Source organism: Streptomyces sp. NPDC002867 (genome assembly GCF_053591895.1).
Map to the genome: position 1 here is coordinate 23664 of NZ_JBSFUR010000053.1, position 17328 is coordinate 40991.

15 protein-coding genes and 1 pseudogene are annotated in these 17328 nt (G+C 73.5%); 6 read left to right on the forward strand and 10 right to left on the reverse strand.

Annotation, left to right across the window (positions count from 1 at the left end):
- Positions 1–29: 29 nt before the first annotated feature.
- The 9 genes and pseudogenes from ACWD0A_RS30450 to ACWD0A_RS30490 all read right to left on the reverse strand — a co-directional run bounded on the left by ACWD0A_RS30450 (position 30) and on the right by ACWD0A_RS30490 (position 9783).
- Positions 30–953: a hypothetical protein gene (locus ACWD0A_RS30450; protein WP_451303307.1), complete on the reverse strand. Its 924-nt coding sequence runs from the start codon at positions 951–953 to the stop codon at positions 30–32.
- Between the two features lie 298 nt (positions 954–1251).
- The gene (locus tag ACWD0A_RS30455; RefSeq protein WP_451303309.1) at positions 1252–2778 is read right to left on the reverse strand and encodes a hypothetical protein; all 1527 of its coding nucleotides are present in this window, start codon (positions 2776–2778) and stop codon (positions 1252–1254) included.
- Between the two features lie 118 nt (positions 2779–2896).
- Positions 2897–3607 (reverse strand): GntR family transcriptional regulator, encoded by a 711-nt coding sequence (locus ACWD0A_RS30460; RefSeq protein ID WP_451303311.1) that lies wholly within the window; start codon positions 3605–3607, stop codon positions 2897–2899.
- 206 nt (positions 3608–3813) lie between these two features.
- Positions 3814–4150, reverse strand: a pseudogene (locus ACWD0A_RS30465) (hydantoinase/oxoprolinase N-terminal domain-containing protein); the annotation flags it as partial.
- Positions 4147–5010: an SGNH/GDSL hydrolase family protein gene (locus ACWD0A_RS30470; RefSeq protein WP_451303333.1), complete on the reverse strand. Its 864-nt coding sequence runs from the start codon at positions 5008–5010 to the stop codon at positions 4147–4149. The gene ACWD0A_RS30470 and the pseudogene ACWD0A_RS30465, both read right to left, overlap by 4 nt.
- A 239-nt stretch (positions 5011–5249) precedes the next feature.
- Complete coding sequence (locus tag ACWD0A_RS30475) at positions 5250–6410, reverse strand: glycosyltransferase (RefSeq protein WP_451303313.1); 1161 nt, start codon at positions 6408–6410, stop codon at positions 5250–5252.
- On the reverse strand, positions 6407–7531 hold the full coding sequence (locus ACWD0A_RS30480) for a glycosyltransferase family 4 protein (RefSeq protein WP_451303315.1): 1125 nt from the start codon (positions 7529–7531) through the stop codon (positions 6407–6409). The genes ACWD0A_RS30475 and ACWD0A_RS30480 overlap by 4 nt, the downstream gene beginning before the upstream one ends.
- Before the next feature lie 109 nt (positions 7532–7640).
- Positions 7641–9059 (reverse strand): HEAT repeat domain-containing protein, encoded by a 1419-nt coding sequence (locus ACWD0A_RS30485; RefSeq protein WP_451303317.1) that lies wholly within the window; start codon positions 9057–9059, stop codon positions 7641–7643.
- A gap of 331 nt (positions 9060–9390) precedes the next feature.
- Positions 9391–9783 carry an ankyrin repeat domain-containing protein gene (locus ACWD0A_RS30490; protein WP_451303319.1) on the reverse strand — a complete coding sequence of 131 codons (393 nt, stop codon included), beginning with the start codon at positions 9781–9783 and terminating at the stop codon, positions 9391–9393.
- 310 nt (positions 9784–10093) lie between these two features.
- Here ACWD0A_RS30490 and ACWD0A_RS30495 point away from each other — a divergent pair, with 310 nt between their 5' ends.
- Together ACWD0A_RS30495 and ACWD0A_RS30500 are read left to right on the forward strand one after the other, a co-directional pair.
- Positions 10094–10288, forward strand: a complete 195-nt coding sequence (locus ACWD0A_RS30495; protein WP_177153084.1) for a hypothetical protein — start codon at positions 10094–10096, stop codon at positions 10286–10288.
- Positions 10289–10345: 57 nt separating this feature from the next.
- Positions 10346–11941: a hypothetical protein gene (locus ACWD0A_RS30500; protein WP_451303321.1), complete on the forward strand. Its 1596-nt coding sequence runs from the start codon at positions 10346–10348 to the stop codon at positions 11939–11941.
- A gap of 206 nt (positions 11942–12147) precedes the next feature.
- Here ACWD0A_RS30500 and ACWD0A_RS30505 read toward each other — a convergent pair whose 3' ends face one another.
- The gene (locus ACWD0A_RS30505; RefSeq protein ID WP_451303323.1) at positions 12148–13647 is read right to left on the reverse strand and encodes an SCO1417 family MocR-like transcription factor; all 1500 of its coding nucleotides are present in this window, start codon (positions 13645–13647) and stop codon (positions 12148–12150) included.
- Positions 13648–13711: 64 nt separating this feature from the next.
- Here ACWD0A_RS30505 and yczE point away from each other — a divergent pair, with 64 nt between their 5' ends.
- The 4 genes from yczE (at position 13712) to ACWD0A_RS30525 (ending at position 17185) form a co-directional block, all read left to right on the forward strand.
- Entirely contained in the window at positions 13712–14398 is a 687-nt protein-coding gene (yczE, locus tag ACWD0A_RS30510; protein WP_451303325.1) for a membrane protein YczE, read from the forward strand.
- Entirely contained in the window at positions 14395–15159 is a 765-nt protein-coding gene (locus tag ACWD0A_RS30515) for a glycerophosphodiester phosphodiesterase (RefSeq protein ID WP_451303327.1), read from the forward strand. Before yczE ends, ACWD0A_RS30515 begins: the two co-directional genes overlap by 4 nt.
- 40 nt (positions 15160–15199) lie before the next feature.
- A complete protein-coding gene (locus tag ACWD0A_RS30520; RefSeq protein ID WP_451303329.1) occupies positions 15200–16555 on the forward strand; it encodes an MFS transporter in 1356 nt (451 codons plus the stop codon).
- A 255-nt stretch (positions 16556–16810) separates the two neighbouring features.
- On the forward strand, positions 16811–17185 hold the full coding sequence (locus tag ACWD0A_RS30525) for an RNA polymerase-binding protein RbpA (protein WP_451303331.1): 375 nt from the start codon (positions 16811–16813) through the stop codon (positions 17183–17185).
- Positions 17186–17328 lie beyond the last annotated feature (143 nt).

Below are 17328 nucleotides of genomic sequence, written 5' to 3' on the forward strand. Positions count from 1 at the left end.
GCGGGGACGGTGACGCGGGGCGGGGGCGGTCACGCGTGGAACGGCAGGCCGGCGTCCGCCGCGAGCTCCAGGTCGTCGCCGTCGGGCGGCGGGACGAGCGTCGCGGTGCCGTCGCTGACGGGGACGACACCCAGCTCCAGCAGTTCGGCCATCGCCGCGCTGCCGGCCATGTCGCGCACCTGCAACTGGTAGCGCGCGGTGGTGCGGTATGCGCCTCCCGCGTCGTCGCCGGTCCGCTGGAGGAAGCCGGAGTCGGTGAGGAAGGCGACCGCCTTGCCGACGATGCCGGTGGTGGATCCGGCGAGGCGGCGGGCGTCCTTGGTGGCACCCGTCGCGCTGCGGCGCGCGTACACCCGCCAGGCCGCCTCCAGGCCGGGGGCGTCGCTGGCCGGGTCGCTGTTCTCGCCCTGCTCCTCGGCGCGCTCCTCCAGTCTCCGGCAGGCCTGCCGGACGAAGGCGTCGACGCCGTTGACGGTGATCCGGCCGATGTAGCCGTCGTCCGCGAGGTCCTCGGGTCGGGGGAAGGCCATGGCCGCGACGGCGAGGTGGGCCAGGCCGTGCAGGAAGCGGTCGGCGGAGTCGGCCGCGGCGCGGCGCGCGTAGTCGCCCATGCGGACGGCGAAGACGGAGTCCTCGGCCGCGGTGACGGCCATGCCCGCGCGGGGTGAGACCTCGAGCACGACGAGGCCGAGGCCGGTCGCGACGGCGTCGGCGAGCCGCGCGAAGGGGGTGTCCTCGCGGTAGCGGCGGAGCAGTTCGGCGTACTCCGCGTCGCGGGCGGGGAGCAGCTTGGGCTGGAGGCCGAAGGAGACGAGCCGGGCGGCGTCGGCTGCGTCCGCGGGGGTGACGTTGCCGGAGCCGCGGGTGGGTCCGGTGACCGGGCCCGCCGGGGAGCCGAGCGGCGCGTCGGCCTCACGCCACGGCGCGGCGTGCTCTGCGTGCGGCTCGGTCACGGTCGGTGCTCCTCTGTGCGGTGGTGGTGCGTGTGCGAGCGGGCGGCGCCCGCGGCGGGCTGTTCCCCTGCCCGGCCCATCGCGAGCCGGGGCAGGCCCCGGACTCCGTACCGCGCTGCGCGCGGTGTCCTCGATCTCCCCGTGCGGCCCGGCAGCCGTGGGAGCGACCCGCGGACGGGTTGACGGCGCGGGGCCGAATCCGGCCCGGCCGGCGGTTGAGGCGCCGGGGGTCCCCCCACACCCGCAGGGCGCAGGGTCCGGGGGCGAAGCCGCCGGTCGAGGGAGGGCGCAAGGTCAGTCATGTGCCCTCCGTGCGGTCCGCCGCCATGCCCGCCGCGTCCAGCAGTGCGGTGCCCACGATCAGGTCAGCACCGCCGAACTCGAGGTCGTCCAGCTCCGTGCCGTCGTCGACGGCGAACAGCAGGCGCTGTTCGCCCTGCCGGTACGCCGTGCCGACCGGCGGGCTCGCCGCGTGGACGGCCAACAGGGCGACGAGGTAGGGAAGTTCGGGGTCGGTCCGGCGGGCCTCGGCGAGGAGACCGGAGAGCCGGCGGGGTGCGTCGTGCTCCAGATCGAGCAGCTCCATGGCGCTCGCCAGCTGCTCCTCACTGAAGCGGCTGTCGTCGGGGGTGGCGATCAGATCGGGCTCCGGCATCTCCGCACCGAGGTGTTCCCGCTCCGGCGGCGGGGTGAGCAGCAGGTCGACCAGGTCGCCGACGCGGACGGAGGCGGGCGTGCGCAGCCCGGTGCCGCGGGCGAAGAAGGCGTCGGTGACGCGGGTCGCCGAGGCGACGGGCAGAGGGAGCAGGGGCGCCAGCAGCTGGCCGTACAGGTCGAGTCCGGTCCGCGCGGTGGGGCGGGCGAAGGCCTGGCGGTCCTGCTCGGCGCGGAAGAGTGGGCCGGCCTCGAGCAGCCGGGACTGCAGCTGGGTGTGACGACGGATGCAGTCCTTGACGATGTCGACGAGCTCGGCGGCCCGCCGCTTGTGCTCCGGGTCCTCCGCCTCGTCGCGTGCCTTGCGGATGTTGGTCAGGATCGCGTTCTCGTGGCGGTAGCGGTCGGCGACGTGGTCGAGGGCCTCCGCGATCATGTCGGGGACGGTGTTGAGCCAGTCGACCGCGCGCACGTTGCGCCGGGTGGCGTCCAGGGTCCGGCGCAGGGTCTCCGAGTACTGCACGGTGCGGTACCGCGCCTGCTCGGCGGCGAGCTGGGCGTCGGCGAGGCGGCCTCTGCTGATGAGGACCTCCAGCTTCACCTCGGCCGCGATCTGTGCGCTGGTGACGTCGGTGTCGAGGGCGCCGACGAGGACGTTGACCGCCTCGTCGGTCGTGCGCAGGTAGACGCTGCCGCCGTATCCGGGGACTTCCTCGACGAGCTTGAAGTCGTAGTCGCGGCGGGTGTAGACCCCGTCGGTGCCGAAGGTGCCGTACACGGCGCGGAATCCGCGGTCCACGCTGCCGACGTTGATCAGGTTCTCCAGGACCCAGCGGGCGACGCGCTCGTGCTCGGCCTGCGGGCGGTGCGGCGCCTGGGCCGCGACCCGCGGGAGGAGTCTGGCCACTATCTGGTCGTGGTCGGCTCCGGTGTCGAAGTCCATGTTCAGCGTGACGAGGTCGATCGCGGCGAGGGCGACCTCGGCCATCGCGTAGACCGAGTACTCCCCCGCGAGGTTGGCCTTGCGGGCGTCGAGGTCGTGCAGGGGAGCGGTGCACGCGAGCGCGCGCAGGCGCCGCGCCAGCCCTTCGTCGGCGGCCGGGCCCTGCGCGGGCCGCGGCCCCGCGCTGAGCTGGGGCGGAACGAATTCCGTCGGGGCAGGCGAAGTCACGGTGCACAGATTAGGTCCTCGCACTGACAACGGAGAAAACGGCGCAGAAGCGACCGCTCCGCGCCCCGGGCCGTCCTCCTGCGCACTCCCGGCCGCCGGGGAGGCGGCCCCGGGCCCGCTACGCCCTGTCGGCGCCGGCGACGAGTCCCGCGCAGGCCTCGACGAGGCGGGTGCGCGAGTCGTCGAGGTAGTCGGCCAGCAGCCGCTCGGCCCTGGTGCGCTCGCCGGCGCGCAGGGCCTCCAGGATCTCCCGGTTGCGCACGAGATAGGGCTGGTGGAGGCCACCGGGGTCGTCCACGACGTGGAAGGCAAGGCGCAGCTCGGCGAGGACGCCGCGCATGAGCTCGTCGGTGCGGGCACTGCCTGCGAGGGCGACGAGTTCGCGATGGAAGTGGATGTTGGCGGTCGAGACGCCCTTCCAGTCGCGTTCGCGGGCGGAGCGTTCGCCGCCGGTGACCGCCTCGTCGAGTGCGGCCAGGTCGTAGGGCGGCTCCCCCAGCCCGTGCACGACGGCGCATTCGACGAGCTGCCGGGTCCGGTAGATGTCCTCGACGTCCTGGACGGCGAGCATGCGCACGAAGACGCCGCGATTGAGCTCGTGGACGAGCAGTCGTTCATGGGTGAGCAGCCGGAACGCCTCGCGCAGGGTGTTGCGGGAGACGCCGAGCGCCTTGCCGATGCTGTCCTCCGACAGCCGCACGCCGGGCGGGAAGCAGCCCTCGGCGATGCGGGTGCGCAGGATGTCGGCAACCCGCTCGGCCGTGCTCGTGCGCCCCAACAGCGGGCGGTCGTCGGCCAGTCCGCCGACCCCGGGCTCCGTCGTGCCCACAACGCCCTCTCTCCCTCGCCGGAGGCTCACACCGGCGCACGGGCTCCATCGTAGAAGCTCGAACAACTCAACCCGACTCTTATTGGATCGTTCAACGATCCTCTGGCTACGCGGCCGGTGGGAGGCGTCGGCGTACTTCAGTCTCGACAACGGACGCACCGGACTTCTCACCACGGTCGGGGGCCTGCTGCGCACCACCCTGTGCGGCGGTCGAAGAGCCGGGGCCGGTTCTGGTAAGCGAGGCGCAGGGCGTCGCGGAACCCTTCGGTGATCACGAGCACGGTCGGTTCGCCGCGGCGCTCCAGCAGGGGGTTGGTGGCGACGGTGGTGCCCATCCCGACCGCGGCCGACGCGGTCGGCCGGGACGGGCTCGTCGTCGGGTGTGCCGAGCAGCAGGCGGATCCCGGCGACGGCGGCGTCACGGTAGCGCTCGGGGTTGTGCGAGAGCGGTTTGCGGGTCACGAGCCGCCCGTCGGGGCGTTTGCCCACGATGTCGGTGAAGGTGCCGTCACGGTCGATCCAGAACTCCCAGCGCCCGCTCATTCCCCCATTCCTGCCCCGGCGGGGCGGAACGGCGGCTCCGGCGACACGGCGGCGAGAGCGGCGGACAGGGCGTGCTCGGCGGACCGGTCGAGCCGGGCGCTGGTGCCGCGGGCCCAGTGCTGCATCTCGTCGCCGGCGAGCCGCAGGAGCTGCGGGATCAGGTCGGTGCACCGGCGCGCCACCCATCCGGTGCCCGCCGTGGCGAGCCACAGCAGCGCCTCGGCGCGAGTGGATCTCGGCCGGTCGGGGTCGGTGGAGGGCGGCGGGCCGTGGACGAGTCCGCGGGCGGAGAGCAGGTCGTGGAAGGACCGGGCGAGCATGCGGTGTCCCCGTTCGCCGGGATGCAGCCGGTCGGCGCTCCACATGGACCGGTCGGCGACCCAGGCGGGGTCCGCGGCGTGCAGATGGACGGCACCGTAGCGGTCGGAGAGGGCGTGGACCACGGCGTTGACGGCATGCTGCCGCCGGGCCAGAGGCCGGGCCAGGGGTACGGGCAGGGCGAACATCGCACCGGGGTCGGGCAGGCAGGCCGTGAGCAGGACCGTGCCGCGCGCGGCGAGCGCACCGCACACCTGGTCGAGATGGTGCGTGAGCCGGCCGATGTCGAAGGTGCGCCGGAGGGTGTCGTTGACGCCGACGACGACGGACGCGATGTCCGGCCCGAACTCGAGGGCCTGCGGCGCCTGGTGCTCGGCGACGTCCCGGCTGAGGGCGCCACTGACGGCGAGGTTCCGGAAGACGGCGGGCCGCTCGGCGCTCCCGACGCCGTCGGCGAGCAGCGAGGCCCACCCCCGCCACCCGCCGTCGACGGGGTCGCCGACGCCCTGGGTGAGCGAGTCACCGAGCGCGACGAACCGCAGGGGCGGGGCCGTGTCCGTCCGCGCTCGCTGCGCTGCGCGCGGCGGGGTGGCCGTCTCGTCCAGGAGCACCGCCCCGGCACGGCCGTCCCGTGGCGGGGGTACGGCGTGCCATCCGCCCGGGGAGCCGTCCCTGTCCGCGCCCGCTCCCGCCGCGCCGATCCCGGATCCTGCCACGCTCTCGGGACCGGCTTCCGCGCACAGGCACCGCACGCCGCACTCCCCGTCGAGGTCCGCGGTCGTCATGCCTGGACTCCCGGTTCCTTCGCTCCGTTCCGTACCGGCAGGGCGTCGTGGGCGACCAGGAACGCCGTCACCGAGCTGTCCCAGTCGAAGAGTTCGGCCCGCCCGCGGGCCGCCTCGCGTCGCGTGCTCTCGGGCCGGGCGAGGACCTCCAGGACCGCGTCCGCGAAGTCCCTCGCCGTGTCCGCCGCGGCGACGCCGGCGTCGCCGATCACCTCCGGCAGCGCGGAGGACGCGCTCGCCACCACGGGCGTGCCGCAGGCCAGGGCCTCGAGCGCGGACAGCCCGAACGTTTCCGCCGGGCCGGGCGCCAGGCACACGTCCGCCGCCGCCTGGAGGTCGGCGACCGCCTCCCGGTCGGCGACGTGGCCGAGGAACCGGACCGGCAGGCGATCGGCCTCCGCCCTGTGCACCAGCGACGCCCTGAGGGGTCCGTCCCCGGCGACGACCAGCGTCGCCGGCACGCCCCGTTCCCGGAGTTCCGCCAGCGCGTCCAGGGCGGTGCCGGGCCGTTTCTCCACCGAGAGCCGCGAACAGAGCAGCAGCAGGACGCGCGCGCCGTCGGCGTACCGGGCGCGCAGCACCGTGCTGCGCCGCCCGGGCCGGCACCGCCGGAGGTCCACGCCGAGCGGCGCCCGTACGACGTTGCGCGCGCCGATGCGGATGAACTCGCGTTCCGCCCACTCCGTCGTGCACACGATCTTCGAATAGGCCCAGGCGCTGCGCCGGTTGAGCCGGTCCGCCGTCCGCGCGGCGAGCGAGTCCGGCAGGCCCCAGGTGCGCAGCACACCGTCGGCGGTCTCGTGCGAGACCATCACCGACGGGATGCGGTGGCGGCGCGCCCACTCGCCGGTCCAGCGCAGGGTCGTGCGGTCGGAGACCTCGAGGCGGTCGGGTGCGAGGTCCTCGAGGAGGCGGCGCAGCCGTCGGCGCCCGGCGAGCACCCGGTAGCCGCCGGTGCCGACGAGCTCGGGGCCGGGCAGGGTGACGACGCGGCCCTGCGGGGTGTGCCGGTCGCTCTCCAGGTCTCCGGGGACGACCAGAACGGGCTCGTGCCCGGCGGCGAGGTAGCCGCGGCCGAGCTGGTCGAGCGCGGTGCGCAGCCCGCCGGACGACGGCGTGACGAAGTTCGCGAGCCGTACGATGCGCAGTCCGCTCATGCCGCCACCGCCGTGCGCGCGCCGAGGACGTCGGCGTAGTGGTCCAGCAGCATGTCGCCGACCGCGGCCCAGGTGCGGCCCTCGACGGCGGCGCGCCCGGCGCGTGCGAAGCCGGCCCGCAGCCCGGGGTCCTCGGCCAGCGTCCGTACGGCGTCGCGCACCGCGTCGGTGCTGTGGGGCGCCACGAGCAGGCCGGTCCGCCCGTGGTCGACGAGGTCGAGCGGGCCGCCGGCGGCGGGCGCGACGACGGGGACGCCGCTCGCCATGGCCTCCTGCACGGTCTGGCAGAAGGTCTCGTACGGGCCGGTGTGCGCGAACACGTCGAGGGAGGCGAAGATCCGCGCGAGGTCGTCCCCGGTGCGCCGGCCGAGGAAGACGGCACCGGGCAGCGCGCCGCGCAGCGAGGTCTCGCTCGGTCCGTCGCCGACGACGACCACCCGTACTCCCGGCAGGCCACAGGCGCCCGCGAGGAGTTCGACGTGCTTCTCGGGGGCGAGGCGGCCGACGTAGCCGACGATCAGCTCCCCGCCGGGCGCCAGTTCGCGCCGGAGGTTCTCGTCGCGCAGCTCGGGACGGAAGCGGGCCGTGTCCACCCCGCGCGGCCACAGCGCCACGCGTTCGACGCCGTGCTCCTCCAGGTCGCGCCGGGCCGCGGTGGACGGTGCGAGGGTGCGGTCGGCGGCTCCGTGGACCGCCTTGATGCGCCGCCAGGCCGTGCCCTCGCCCGCTCCGACGTAGGTACGGGCGTACCCGGCCAGGTCCGTCTGGTAGACGGCCACGGCCGGCAGGCCGAGCCGGGTCGCCGCGGCCATCCCGCGGACGCCGAGCACGAAGGGGCTCGCGAGGTGGACGATGTCGGCGCGGTGCGCGGTGATCGCCGCCGCCACCCTGCGGCTGGGGAGCGCGACCCGTACCTGCGGATAGCCGGGCAGCGGCAGGGAGGGCACCCGGACGACAGGGCACGGCGCGTGGGGGTCGGCGCTGTCGGCCCCGGCCGCGGCCGGGGCGATGACGAGCGGTTCATGACCGCGCGCGGCGAGGTGCCGGGCGGTCTGCAGGGCGCAGTGCGCCACACCATTGACGTCGGGCGGGAAGGATTCGGTGACGATGACGACACGCATACCCGTGTTGTCGTCGGGCCCGGGGTGGCTGCGCCAACGTGGATCTTTCCGGCCGGGGAACGTCCCATGAGCGTTTTGTTGCCACGCCCGGCCCGACGGCTGCGAGTCGTCACACAGCGGGCATGTCGGGCCCGATCCTGCTGCGTACGGCGGTCTGCACCTCCGCCTCCTCGGCGGGGTCGGCGGCGAGCCGGCGCAGTCGTTCGGCGACGCGTACGTCACCGGTCTCGGCGTGGAGGGCGGCGACCTCTCTGGTGGTCTCTTCGCAGTCCCACAGGCATTCGACGGCGAATCCGGTGGCGAAGGAGGGGTCGGTGGCGGCGAGCGCCCGGGCGGCACGGCCGCGGAGACGGGAGGAGGTCGTCTCGCGGTAGACGTGGCGCAGTACGGGTGCGGCGCAGGGGATGCCGAGGCGGCCGGTGCCGTCGACGAGAGTCCACAGCAGGGGCGCGTCGGGCCCGTCGGCGCGGACGGTCTCGCGCAGGGCGCCCAGCACGAGGGGTGCGTCCTTCGCGGCGCCCCGGCAGGCGAGGACTCCGGCGGCGGACGCGCCGAGGGCGTCGGGCCGGTGGACCCACCCCCGGGCCCGGTCCACGGCCTCGTCGCCGCACATCCGCTCGAACGCGGAGACCGCCGCTTCGGCGACGGTGGCCGATCCGTTCGCGACGGCCGCCTCGATCAGGTCGAGGACGACGGGGTCCCGGGACTCGGCGAGGTAGTGCAGGGCGGCGCAGCGGGCTCCGTCGGATCCGCCGTGCGCCGCGCGGACGATCTCGGGGCGGTCCTCGGGTCCCGCGACGGCGGACAGGCAGCGGGCTGCGGGCACGTGCAGCGCGCTGCCGCGCGTCAGGCCCTGGTCGGCCCATTCCAGGACGGCCTGGACGCTCCAGCCGGGGCGGGGGCCGGAGGGGCGCATCTGGCGCTGCCAGCGGTCGAAGGAGCCCGCTTCCTGCGCGGCGCGCACCCGGCCGCCGATGAACTCGCGCCGGTCCTCCGCCCACAGCCGCCACGGCCGCGGTTCGAAGGCGTCGCGGACGGCGACGGCCAGGTCGGCGTCGCCCTCGGGGGTGGCGGGGAAGCGGGCGAGGATCGGGGCCGCGAGGGAGCGCAGGCCCGCGTCGTCGTCGCGCAGGGCGAGTTCGTCGAGGGCCCAGGCCCAGTTGGCGCCCTGTGCGGCGTACCGGCGCAGCAGGGCGAGGGCGTCGCCCCGGCCGTAGGAGGCGAGGTGCCCGAGCACGGCGAGCGCGAGGCCGGTCCTGGTCTCGTCGGCGTCGAGGTGGTCGTCGACGTCGCACAGGTGCCGCTCGACCTCGTCGAGGCTGCCGTGGAGGTCGAGGTACAGGCGGGCGTAGTAGAGGGAGCGGTTCTCAACCTGCCAGTCGTGGCGGGGGTCATTGAGGACGCAGTGGTTGAGCGCCGCGAGCGCGTCGGCCCGTGGCGCGGCGAGCGCGTGCAGTGTGCCGTCGCCGCGGCCCCTCTGCAGCAGGCCGAGCAGGGTGCCGCTCGGCGCTATGACTGGATCGAACATGGGGAATGCCTCACATCAAGCTGTCGACGCAACCGGTGACTGGAATGCCTAGGCCGCGCAGCAGCATGTCGGGCCGCCCGTCGTCATACGCGTCTTCTGCTTGGTGGTGAGCATGTTCCTCTGCCTCTCTTCGGTGGCCCCAGGGGAATTCCCGGATGATGGGGTCCGGGACAGGGCTGACGTCATGATGACCCACACATTTCGCCACCGCGACCACATTTACGGCTCCCCCACGACCTGGCGGTCGCCCTGGAGGCCCACCCCCGCGGATGATCCCGTCACGGCTGGTCGGAGCGCGTGCGGCGCCGACCGGAACGTGCGCGACGGCCGCTCAGCGGCCGTCGAACAGCTCCAGAAGATCCGTCTTCCCGAACATCCGCGCGGTATCCAGGGCCGAGGGGGTTCCGGCCCGCGGATCGGCGCCGCCGGAGAGCAGTGCGCGGATGACGGCGTCCTCGCCCTTGAAGACCGCGCCGGCGAGAGGCGTCTGGCCGCGGTCGTTGGCCCGGTCCGGTTCCGCGCCCCGGGCGAGGAGCGCCTCGACCGTGGCGGCGTGCCCGTGGTAGGCGGCGAGCATGACGAGGGTGTCGCCCTTGTCGTTGGTCAGGTCGGCCGGGACACCGGCGTCGAGATACGCGGCGAGCGTCTCGGTCTCCCCCCGGCGCGCCAGGTCGAAGACCTTGGTCGCGAGTTCGATCACCTCGGAGTCCGGGACTTCGCTCATCGGACGGACCGCCTTTCACCACGTTGACCTGGGCCGCACGGCAGGAGCAGCCGTACGAGTGAACCGACAGGGTACTGCCAGGCGGCCCGGCACGAGGGCGCTGACGAGGGCGAACGGGTCCCCCCGGCGGCAAGGCGGCGGGAGGCACTGCGCCACTGCGCCGTGCCGTGTGCGCACCGATCAACGAACGCGTGTGCTCCGGTGCAGTGAAACCCGCCCGATTTCACCCATTTGCAGCTTTTATCGTATAGACACTTTCTGTAAGCATGGAAGAACTCATGGTGAATGTCCCCTCACCCAGGAGATCCTCATGATCCTGTCCATCTCAGGCGTCGTGCTGCTTGGCATCATCGTGTTCCTCTTCTTCAGGAAAGACGGGCTCAAGGCGTCTCACGCATTCGTCTCCGTGCTCTTCGGTTTCTTCCTCGCGGGCACCGCGATCGCGCCGAGCATCACGGCGGGCACCACGAGCCTCGCCGGGCTGCTGGGCGGGATCAAGTTCTGACGCCCCGAACGACCGGCGAGCACCTTCAGGAGACACGAGCACCTTCAGGAGACAGATGTGGCCCGGCGACCACTCCCCCGCATTCTGACCAGCGGCAGCGCACAGATCGCCCGAAGCCGTGAGATCGCGCGCACGGCCGCCGACGGCGCCACCGATGTCCTCCATCCGCTGATCACGGTCACCCGGGGTCTGCGGAAGCTGGCCGCCATGGCCCGGAGCAAGTGGGCCGCCACTCCCAAGGAACGGCGTGGTCCCACCCTGTTCTTCGTGGCGGCCTGCGTCCTGGCCGCCGCGGTCGTCCCGTACGGGCTGCTGGTCGCCCTCATCACGGTGATGGCCGCGGCCGCCTGGGCAGGCAGGGTCGGGGAACCGGTCAGGACCGGCCCCGACGAAACCGAGGTCGCCCGGCTCAAGGCCCTGTACGAGGCCCTCGTGCCGTACTTCTCGGCCCCCGAGGACCCCACTCCGCTCTTCACCCACGGCGGGGAGTGGAACAAGGTCTTCAGCAGGTACGAGTTCGACGAGAGCGGCCGCCTCACCCGGCTGCGCGTGACGTACCCGGCGTACTTCACCGACTCCGAGGCCGACTCCCGGGCCCGGATCGAGCACCTGCTCCACACCAAGTCCGGCCGCGGCCGCGAGTACCGCTTCCGTTGGGACGAGGAGGCCAACCAGCTCGACATGAGCGTGCTGCCCGCGCTGTCCACCTCCATCGCCGCCCAGCGTTTCGTCACCGGCCCCGGCGAGACCGTGCTCGGCTTCACCGACGCCGACTCCGTCCAGCGCATGCTGCCGGTCACCCGCGGCGAGACCACGGAGCAGGCGCCGCCGGTCATCTGGCGCACCGGGCCGCGCTCCACCGAACCCCACCTGCTGGTGGTCGGCGAGCCCGGCAGCGGCACCACCACACTGCTGCGCTCCATCGCCCTGCAGGCCCTCCAGCACGGCGACGTCCTGATCGTCGAGGGCGGCGGCACCGGAGAGTACGCCTGCCTCACCGGCCGCCCGGGCGTCCTCGCCGTCGAGTGCGACCTCGCCGGAGCGCTGGCCGGTCTCGAGTGGGCCGCGCACGAGACCGAGCGGCGCCTGATCGTCGCGAACCGCGCACGGCAGGCGGGCAGGCCGGCACCCGACGACGCGAAGCGGCCGCTGTGGATCCTGCTCGACCGGCCGAGCGTCCTCGGCCATCTCGCCGCGGCCGACGGCCACATGGACCCGCAGGAGCTGCTGCAGGCGCCGCTTCGGCACGGCCGGGCGGTGCACGTCACAGTCGTGGTGGCCGAGCAGTTCGACAGCGCCGACGCCCTGACCGAGACCGTGCGGACGCATACGCGCGCCCGTGTCGCGCTCGGCCCGGCGGACTTCGACCAGGTCAAGGCGGTGCTGGGCACGGTTCCCCGCACGACTCCGGCCACGGACGTCCCGCCCGGGCGCGGCTATGCGCGGCTGAGCACGGGTCCGGTGCTCAGGCTCCAGGTCCCGGCGACGCCGGACCCGTTCGACGACGCGACGAGCGAGGCGCACCGGCAGGCGGTGCTCGATCTGCTGCCGCCGCGTCCGGACGAGCCGACGCAGGCGCCGGAGGCCGAGCCCGGTGCGAGGCCGGCGTCCTCCCCCGCACCGGCGGCCGCCGCGGTCCCCGCCGAAGGCTGACGCCACACCACCCCCGGCCGGGCCCGCGCGTCCCACGCGGTCCCGGCCGCGGCGCGTCCCGGGCCTCGCGCCCCGACCACCCGCCCGTGCCCGACCGCCCCGCACCACCCGGCGACCGACCGCCCTGCAGCGCATCTCCCGGCCGGCGGCCACGCCCCGCTCACGCAAGGCACCCCGCCCGAAGCGCACCCGGCCCCGGGCGGCGGTCACGCCACGAACGTGCGCGGGGCCTCCGTGCCCGTGGTCGCGCCCGTGCGTACCAGTCGCGCCGCCGCAGCGAGCCGCGTGGCGGCCTCCTCCGCCACCGGCCCGCCGACCGTGAACGGCAGCCGTACGTATCCCTCGAACGCCCCGTCGACCCCGAAACGCGGGCCGGACGGCACCCGGATACCGACCCGCTCGCCGACCTCCGCGAGCCGTGAGCCGGAGAGGCCACCGGTGCGGACCCACAGCGTCAGACCGCCGGAGGGCACGTCGAACTCCCAGTCCGGAAGCTCCCTGCGCACCGCTGCGACGAGCGCGTCGCGGTTGTCGCGGGCCTGTTCGCGGCGGATGGACACGGCGCTGTCCCAACCGGCGGTGCGCATCAGCCAGTTGACGCCGAGCTGCTCCAGCACGGGGGTGCCGAGGTCGGCGTACGCGCGGGCGGCGACGAGCGAGCGGATGACGTCGGGAGCCGCGCGCACCCAGCCGATCCGCATGCCGGCCCAGAACGCCTTGCTCGCCGAGCCGACGGTCAGCACGGTGGAACCGGCCGGGTCGAAGGCGCAGACGGGACGGGGCATCTCGACGTCCGGGTCGAGGTACAGCTCGGACATGGTCTCGTCGACGACCAGGACGGTGCCCGCCGAGCGGGCCGCCTCCACCAGCGAACGGCGCTGGTCCTCGTCGGCGAGCGCGCCCGTCGGGTTGTGGAAGTCGGCGACGACGTAGGCGAGCCGGGGCGCCGCGTCGCGCAGCACCTGGCGCCAGCGCGCCATGTCCCATCCGGCCAGCCCCTCGGCCATCGCCACCGGCACGAGCCGGGCCCCGGCCTCGCGCATCAGCTGGAGGATGTTGGCGTAGGAAGGGGACTCGACGGCGATGCGCTCACCGCGGCCGGCGAAGAGGTGGCAGATGGCGTCCATCGCGCCCATCGCACCGGTGGTGACCATGATCTGCTCGGGCATGGTCGGGATGCCACGCTCGGTGTAGCGCTCGGCGAGCATCTGGCGCAGCGCGGGCAGGCCCGCCGGGTAGTCGCCGTGGGTGTGGGCGTACGGCTGCAGTTCCTCGAGGGCTCCCTGGATGGCCCTGGTCAGCCATGGCTCGGGGGCCGGCAGGGACGCGCAGCCGAGGTCGATCATGGAACCGAGCGACTCGGGCGGCAGCGGTTCGAGGCCGCGGGCGGGCAGCGGGTTGCCCGCGGGAACGGCGGTCCAGCTGCCGGCCCCCCTGCGGGACTCCAGGAACCCCTCGGCCCGCAGGGCCTCGTAGGCGGCGGCGACGGTGGTGCGGCTGACGGAGAGCGAGAGGGCCAGCTCCCGTTCGGCGGGCAGGCGCGCGGCGACGGGCACCCGCCCTTCGAGGACGAGGAGCCGGATGCCGTCGGCGAGGGCGCGGTAGGCGGGCGGCTTGCGGGTGCCGGGGCCGGCGGGGCGCGGTTGCTGGGAGGTGAGCTGCCGGGCGAGCTGCGCCGCCCCCACCGCTGAGGTCCACTGAGACATGGAAGTCAGTCCACCTTCCTCGAATTGGCCATGGTTGAGCATTCTTCCGTAGCCACAGAGTGTCATGCGTCGGTCCACTAACACCACACAGGGGGACGCCACCGTGTCCGGACATCTCACCCGCAGGCTGCTCCAGCTGTACGTCGGTTTGGCGTTGTACGGGGTGAGTTCCGCACTCCTGGTGCGCGCCGGGCTCGGGCTCGAACCGTGGGGCGTGCTGCATCAGGGCCTGTCGGAGCTGACCGGAATCTCGATCGGCGTGGTGTCGATCATCGTCGGCGCCGTGGTGCTGCTGCTGTGGATCCCCATCCGGCAGCGGCCGGGGCTCGGCACGGTGTCCAACGTGTTCGTCATCGGGATCGCCATGGACGCGACACTTGCGGTCGTGCCCGATGTCCACGGGCTCGTGGCGCAGATCCCGCTTCTTCTCACGGGTGTCGTACTCAACGGTATGGCCACCGGCCTGTACATCGCGGCCCGCTTCGGTCCCGGTCCGCGCGACGGCCTGATGACGGGTCTGCACCGCCTCACGGGCCGGTCGATCCGCCTGGTCCGCACGGCACTGGAGGTCGCGGTCGTCGCCACCGGATTCCTGCTCGGCGGATCGGTGGGCGTCGGCACGGTGGTGTACGCGCTGGCGATCGGGCCGCTGGCACAGTTGTTCCTGCGGCTCTTCGCCATCCCGGGGGCGAACGAAGGCAGCACCGTGGTCGCCGGCTCGACACCGAGGCAGGCCATACTGCGGCGGTGAATCCGACACGCCACCCTTATCTGGACCATCCGGCGACGCTCGCCTTCGCCCATCGCGGAGGCGCCGCGGACGGCATCGAGAACACCACGGCCGCCTTCCGCCGGGCCGCCGACGCCGGATACCGCTACTTCGAGACCGATGTGCACACGACGGCCGACGGACGCCTGGTCGCGTTCCACGACGCGACGCTGGACCGGGTCACCGACTCGCGCGGACGCATAGCCGAGCTGCCCTGGAGCGAGGTGAGCCGGGCCCGGGTGGCGGGCCGGGAACCGCTGCCGCTGTTCGAGGAGCTGCTGGAGGAGTTCCCCACCGCCCGCTGGAACGTGGACCTCAAGGCGGAGTCCGCGCTCGAGCCGCTGGTGGACCTGATCCGCAGGACGGACGCCTGGGACCGGGTGTGCGTCGGTTCGTTCTCGGAGGGCAGGGTGGCGCGGGCGGTGCGCCGGGCCGGTCCGCGCCTCGCCACGTCGTACGGCGTCAAGGGCGTGCTGGGCCTGCGGCTCGCCTCCGTGGGGATACCGGCCGCGGTGCGTAGCGGCGCGGTGTGCGCGCAGGTTCCGGAGACCCAGGGCGGTATCCGGGTGGTGGACCGCCGCTTCGTGCGCGAGGCGCACGCGCGGGGACTGCAGGTCCATGTCTGGACGGTCAACGACGCCGACAGGATGGCCGCGCTCCTGGACCTTGGCGTGGATGGCATCATGACCGATCATCTGGAGACGTTGCGCACGGTACTGACCGACCGTGGGGTGTGGGTCTGACCCGGAGCGCGTCCGGGACAGCAGGAGCGAGGGGGCGCGGATGACGGCCGGCACCGCCGACCGCACGGACGGCGCGGACAGCGCCCGCGAGCGAAGACGCGAGCAACGGGGCTGGTATTTCTACGACTTCGCGTGCTCGGTGTACTCGACGAGCGTGCTCACGGTGTTCCTCGGGCCCTATCTGACATCGGTCGCCAAGGCCGCCGCCGACGCCGACGGTTTCGTCCATCCGCTGGGGATCGCGGTGCGGGCCGGTTCCGTCTTCCCCTACGCGGTCTCGGCGTCGGTCGTCCTCGCGGTGCTGGTGATGCCGTTCGCGGGCGCGGCGGCGGACCGCAGCGGCCGCAAGAAGCCTCTCCTCGCCGTCTCCGCGTATCTCGGCGCCGCCGCGACGACGGGCATGTTCCTCCTGGACGGCGACCGGTATCTGCTCGGCGCCTTCCTGCTGATCGTGGCGAACGCCTCGCTCGCGGTGTCGATGGTCCTCTACAACGCGTACCTGCCGCAGATCGCCGAGCCGCACGAACGCGACACGGTCTCCTCGCGGGGCTGGGCCTTCGGCTACACCTCGGGCGCGCTGGTGCTGGTGCTCGACCTCGTCGTCTATTCCGGCCACGAGTCCTTCGGGCTGTCCGAGGGCGACGCGGTGCGGATCTGCCTGGCCTCCGCCGGTCTGTGGTGGGGCGCCTTCACGCTCGTTCCGCTGCGCCGGCTGCGGGACCGCCGCGCCACCGCCGACGGACAGGGCGCGGTCGGCTCCGGCTGGCGTCAGTTGCTGGCCACGCTGAAGGACATGCGCCGCCATCCGCTGACGCTGTCCTTCCTGCTCGCGTACCTCGTCTACAACGACGGCGTGCAGACCGTGATCTCGCAGGCCTCGGTCTACGGCTCCGAAGAGCTGGGCCTGGACCAGACGACGCTCATCACGGCGGTGCTCCTCGTCCAGGTCCTGGCGGTCGCGGGCGCGCTGGGCATGGGCCGGCTGGCGCGGACGCACGGCGCCAAGCGCACCGTGCTCGCCTCACTGGCGGTGTGGACCCTCATCCTCGCCGCGGGCTATTTCCTGCCGGCGGGCGCGCCGGTGTGGTTCTACTGCCTGGCGGCGGCGATCGGGCTGGTGCTGGGCGGCAGCCAGGCCCTGTCGCGTTCGCTGTTCTCCCACCTGGTGCCGCGGGGCAAGGAGGCGGAGTACTTCTCCGCGTACGAGATGAGCGACCGCGGGCTGAGCTGGCTGGGCCCGTTGGTGTTCGGTCTCGCGTATCAGCTGACCGGCAGCTACCGGGATGCCATCATCTCCTTGGTGATCTTCTTCGTTCTCGGGTTCGTGCTGCTCGCGCGGGTGCCGGTGCGGCGTGCGGTGGCCGCCGCGGGCAACCCCGTTCCGGACCGGATTTAGACGCGGCGATGAAAGGCCGGTAGTGTACGCCTTTGGCCCGCCAGGCGGACCGTTACTGCGTGCTCAAGTAGCAAAGACGCTGGGTGACATCTGATGCCAGATGTGACAAACCGGGCACTGGTGGGTAGAACAAGGGGCGGCACGACGGGCGACGCATGACCCGCAACGGGAATCTTTACCGCCGACCGGACGTTGACCGGATGACGACGACAGCGACACCTGTCCTGTGGGCGACAAGCCCGGGAGGCACGATTCATGAGTGAGCGAGCTCTTCGCGGCACGCGCCTCGTGGTGACCAGCTACGAGACCGACCGCGGCATCGATCTGGCCCCGCGCCAGGCGGTGGAGTACGCATGCGAGAAGGGGCATCGTTTCGAGATGCCTTTCTCGGTCGAGGCGGAGATTCCGCCGGAGTGGGAGTGCAAGGTCTGCGGAAGCCAGGCGCTCCTTGTTGACGGGGACGGCCCCGAGGAGAAGAAGGGCAAGCCGGCGCGTACGCACTGGGACATGCTCATGGAGCGGCGCACCCGCGATGAGCTCGAGGAAGTGCTGGCCGAGCGGCTGGCGGTCCTGCGCTCCGGCGCCATGAACATCGCAGTGCACCCGCGCGACAGCCGCAAGTCCGCGTAGGCGCGCCGAAGCGCGCGGTCACGCACGTACGGAGCCGCGGGGGGGGGGCCCCCGGGGGTGGGCGGGCCCCCGGGCCGCCCGGTTTTGGGGGGGGGGGGGGGTTTTGGGGGGGCGGGGCCCGGGCGCCACCAGGGGAAAGCGGG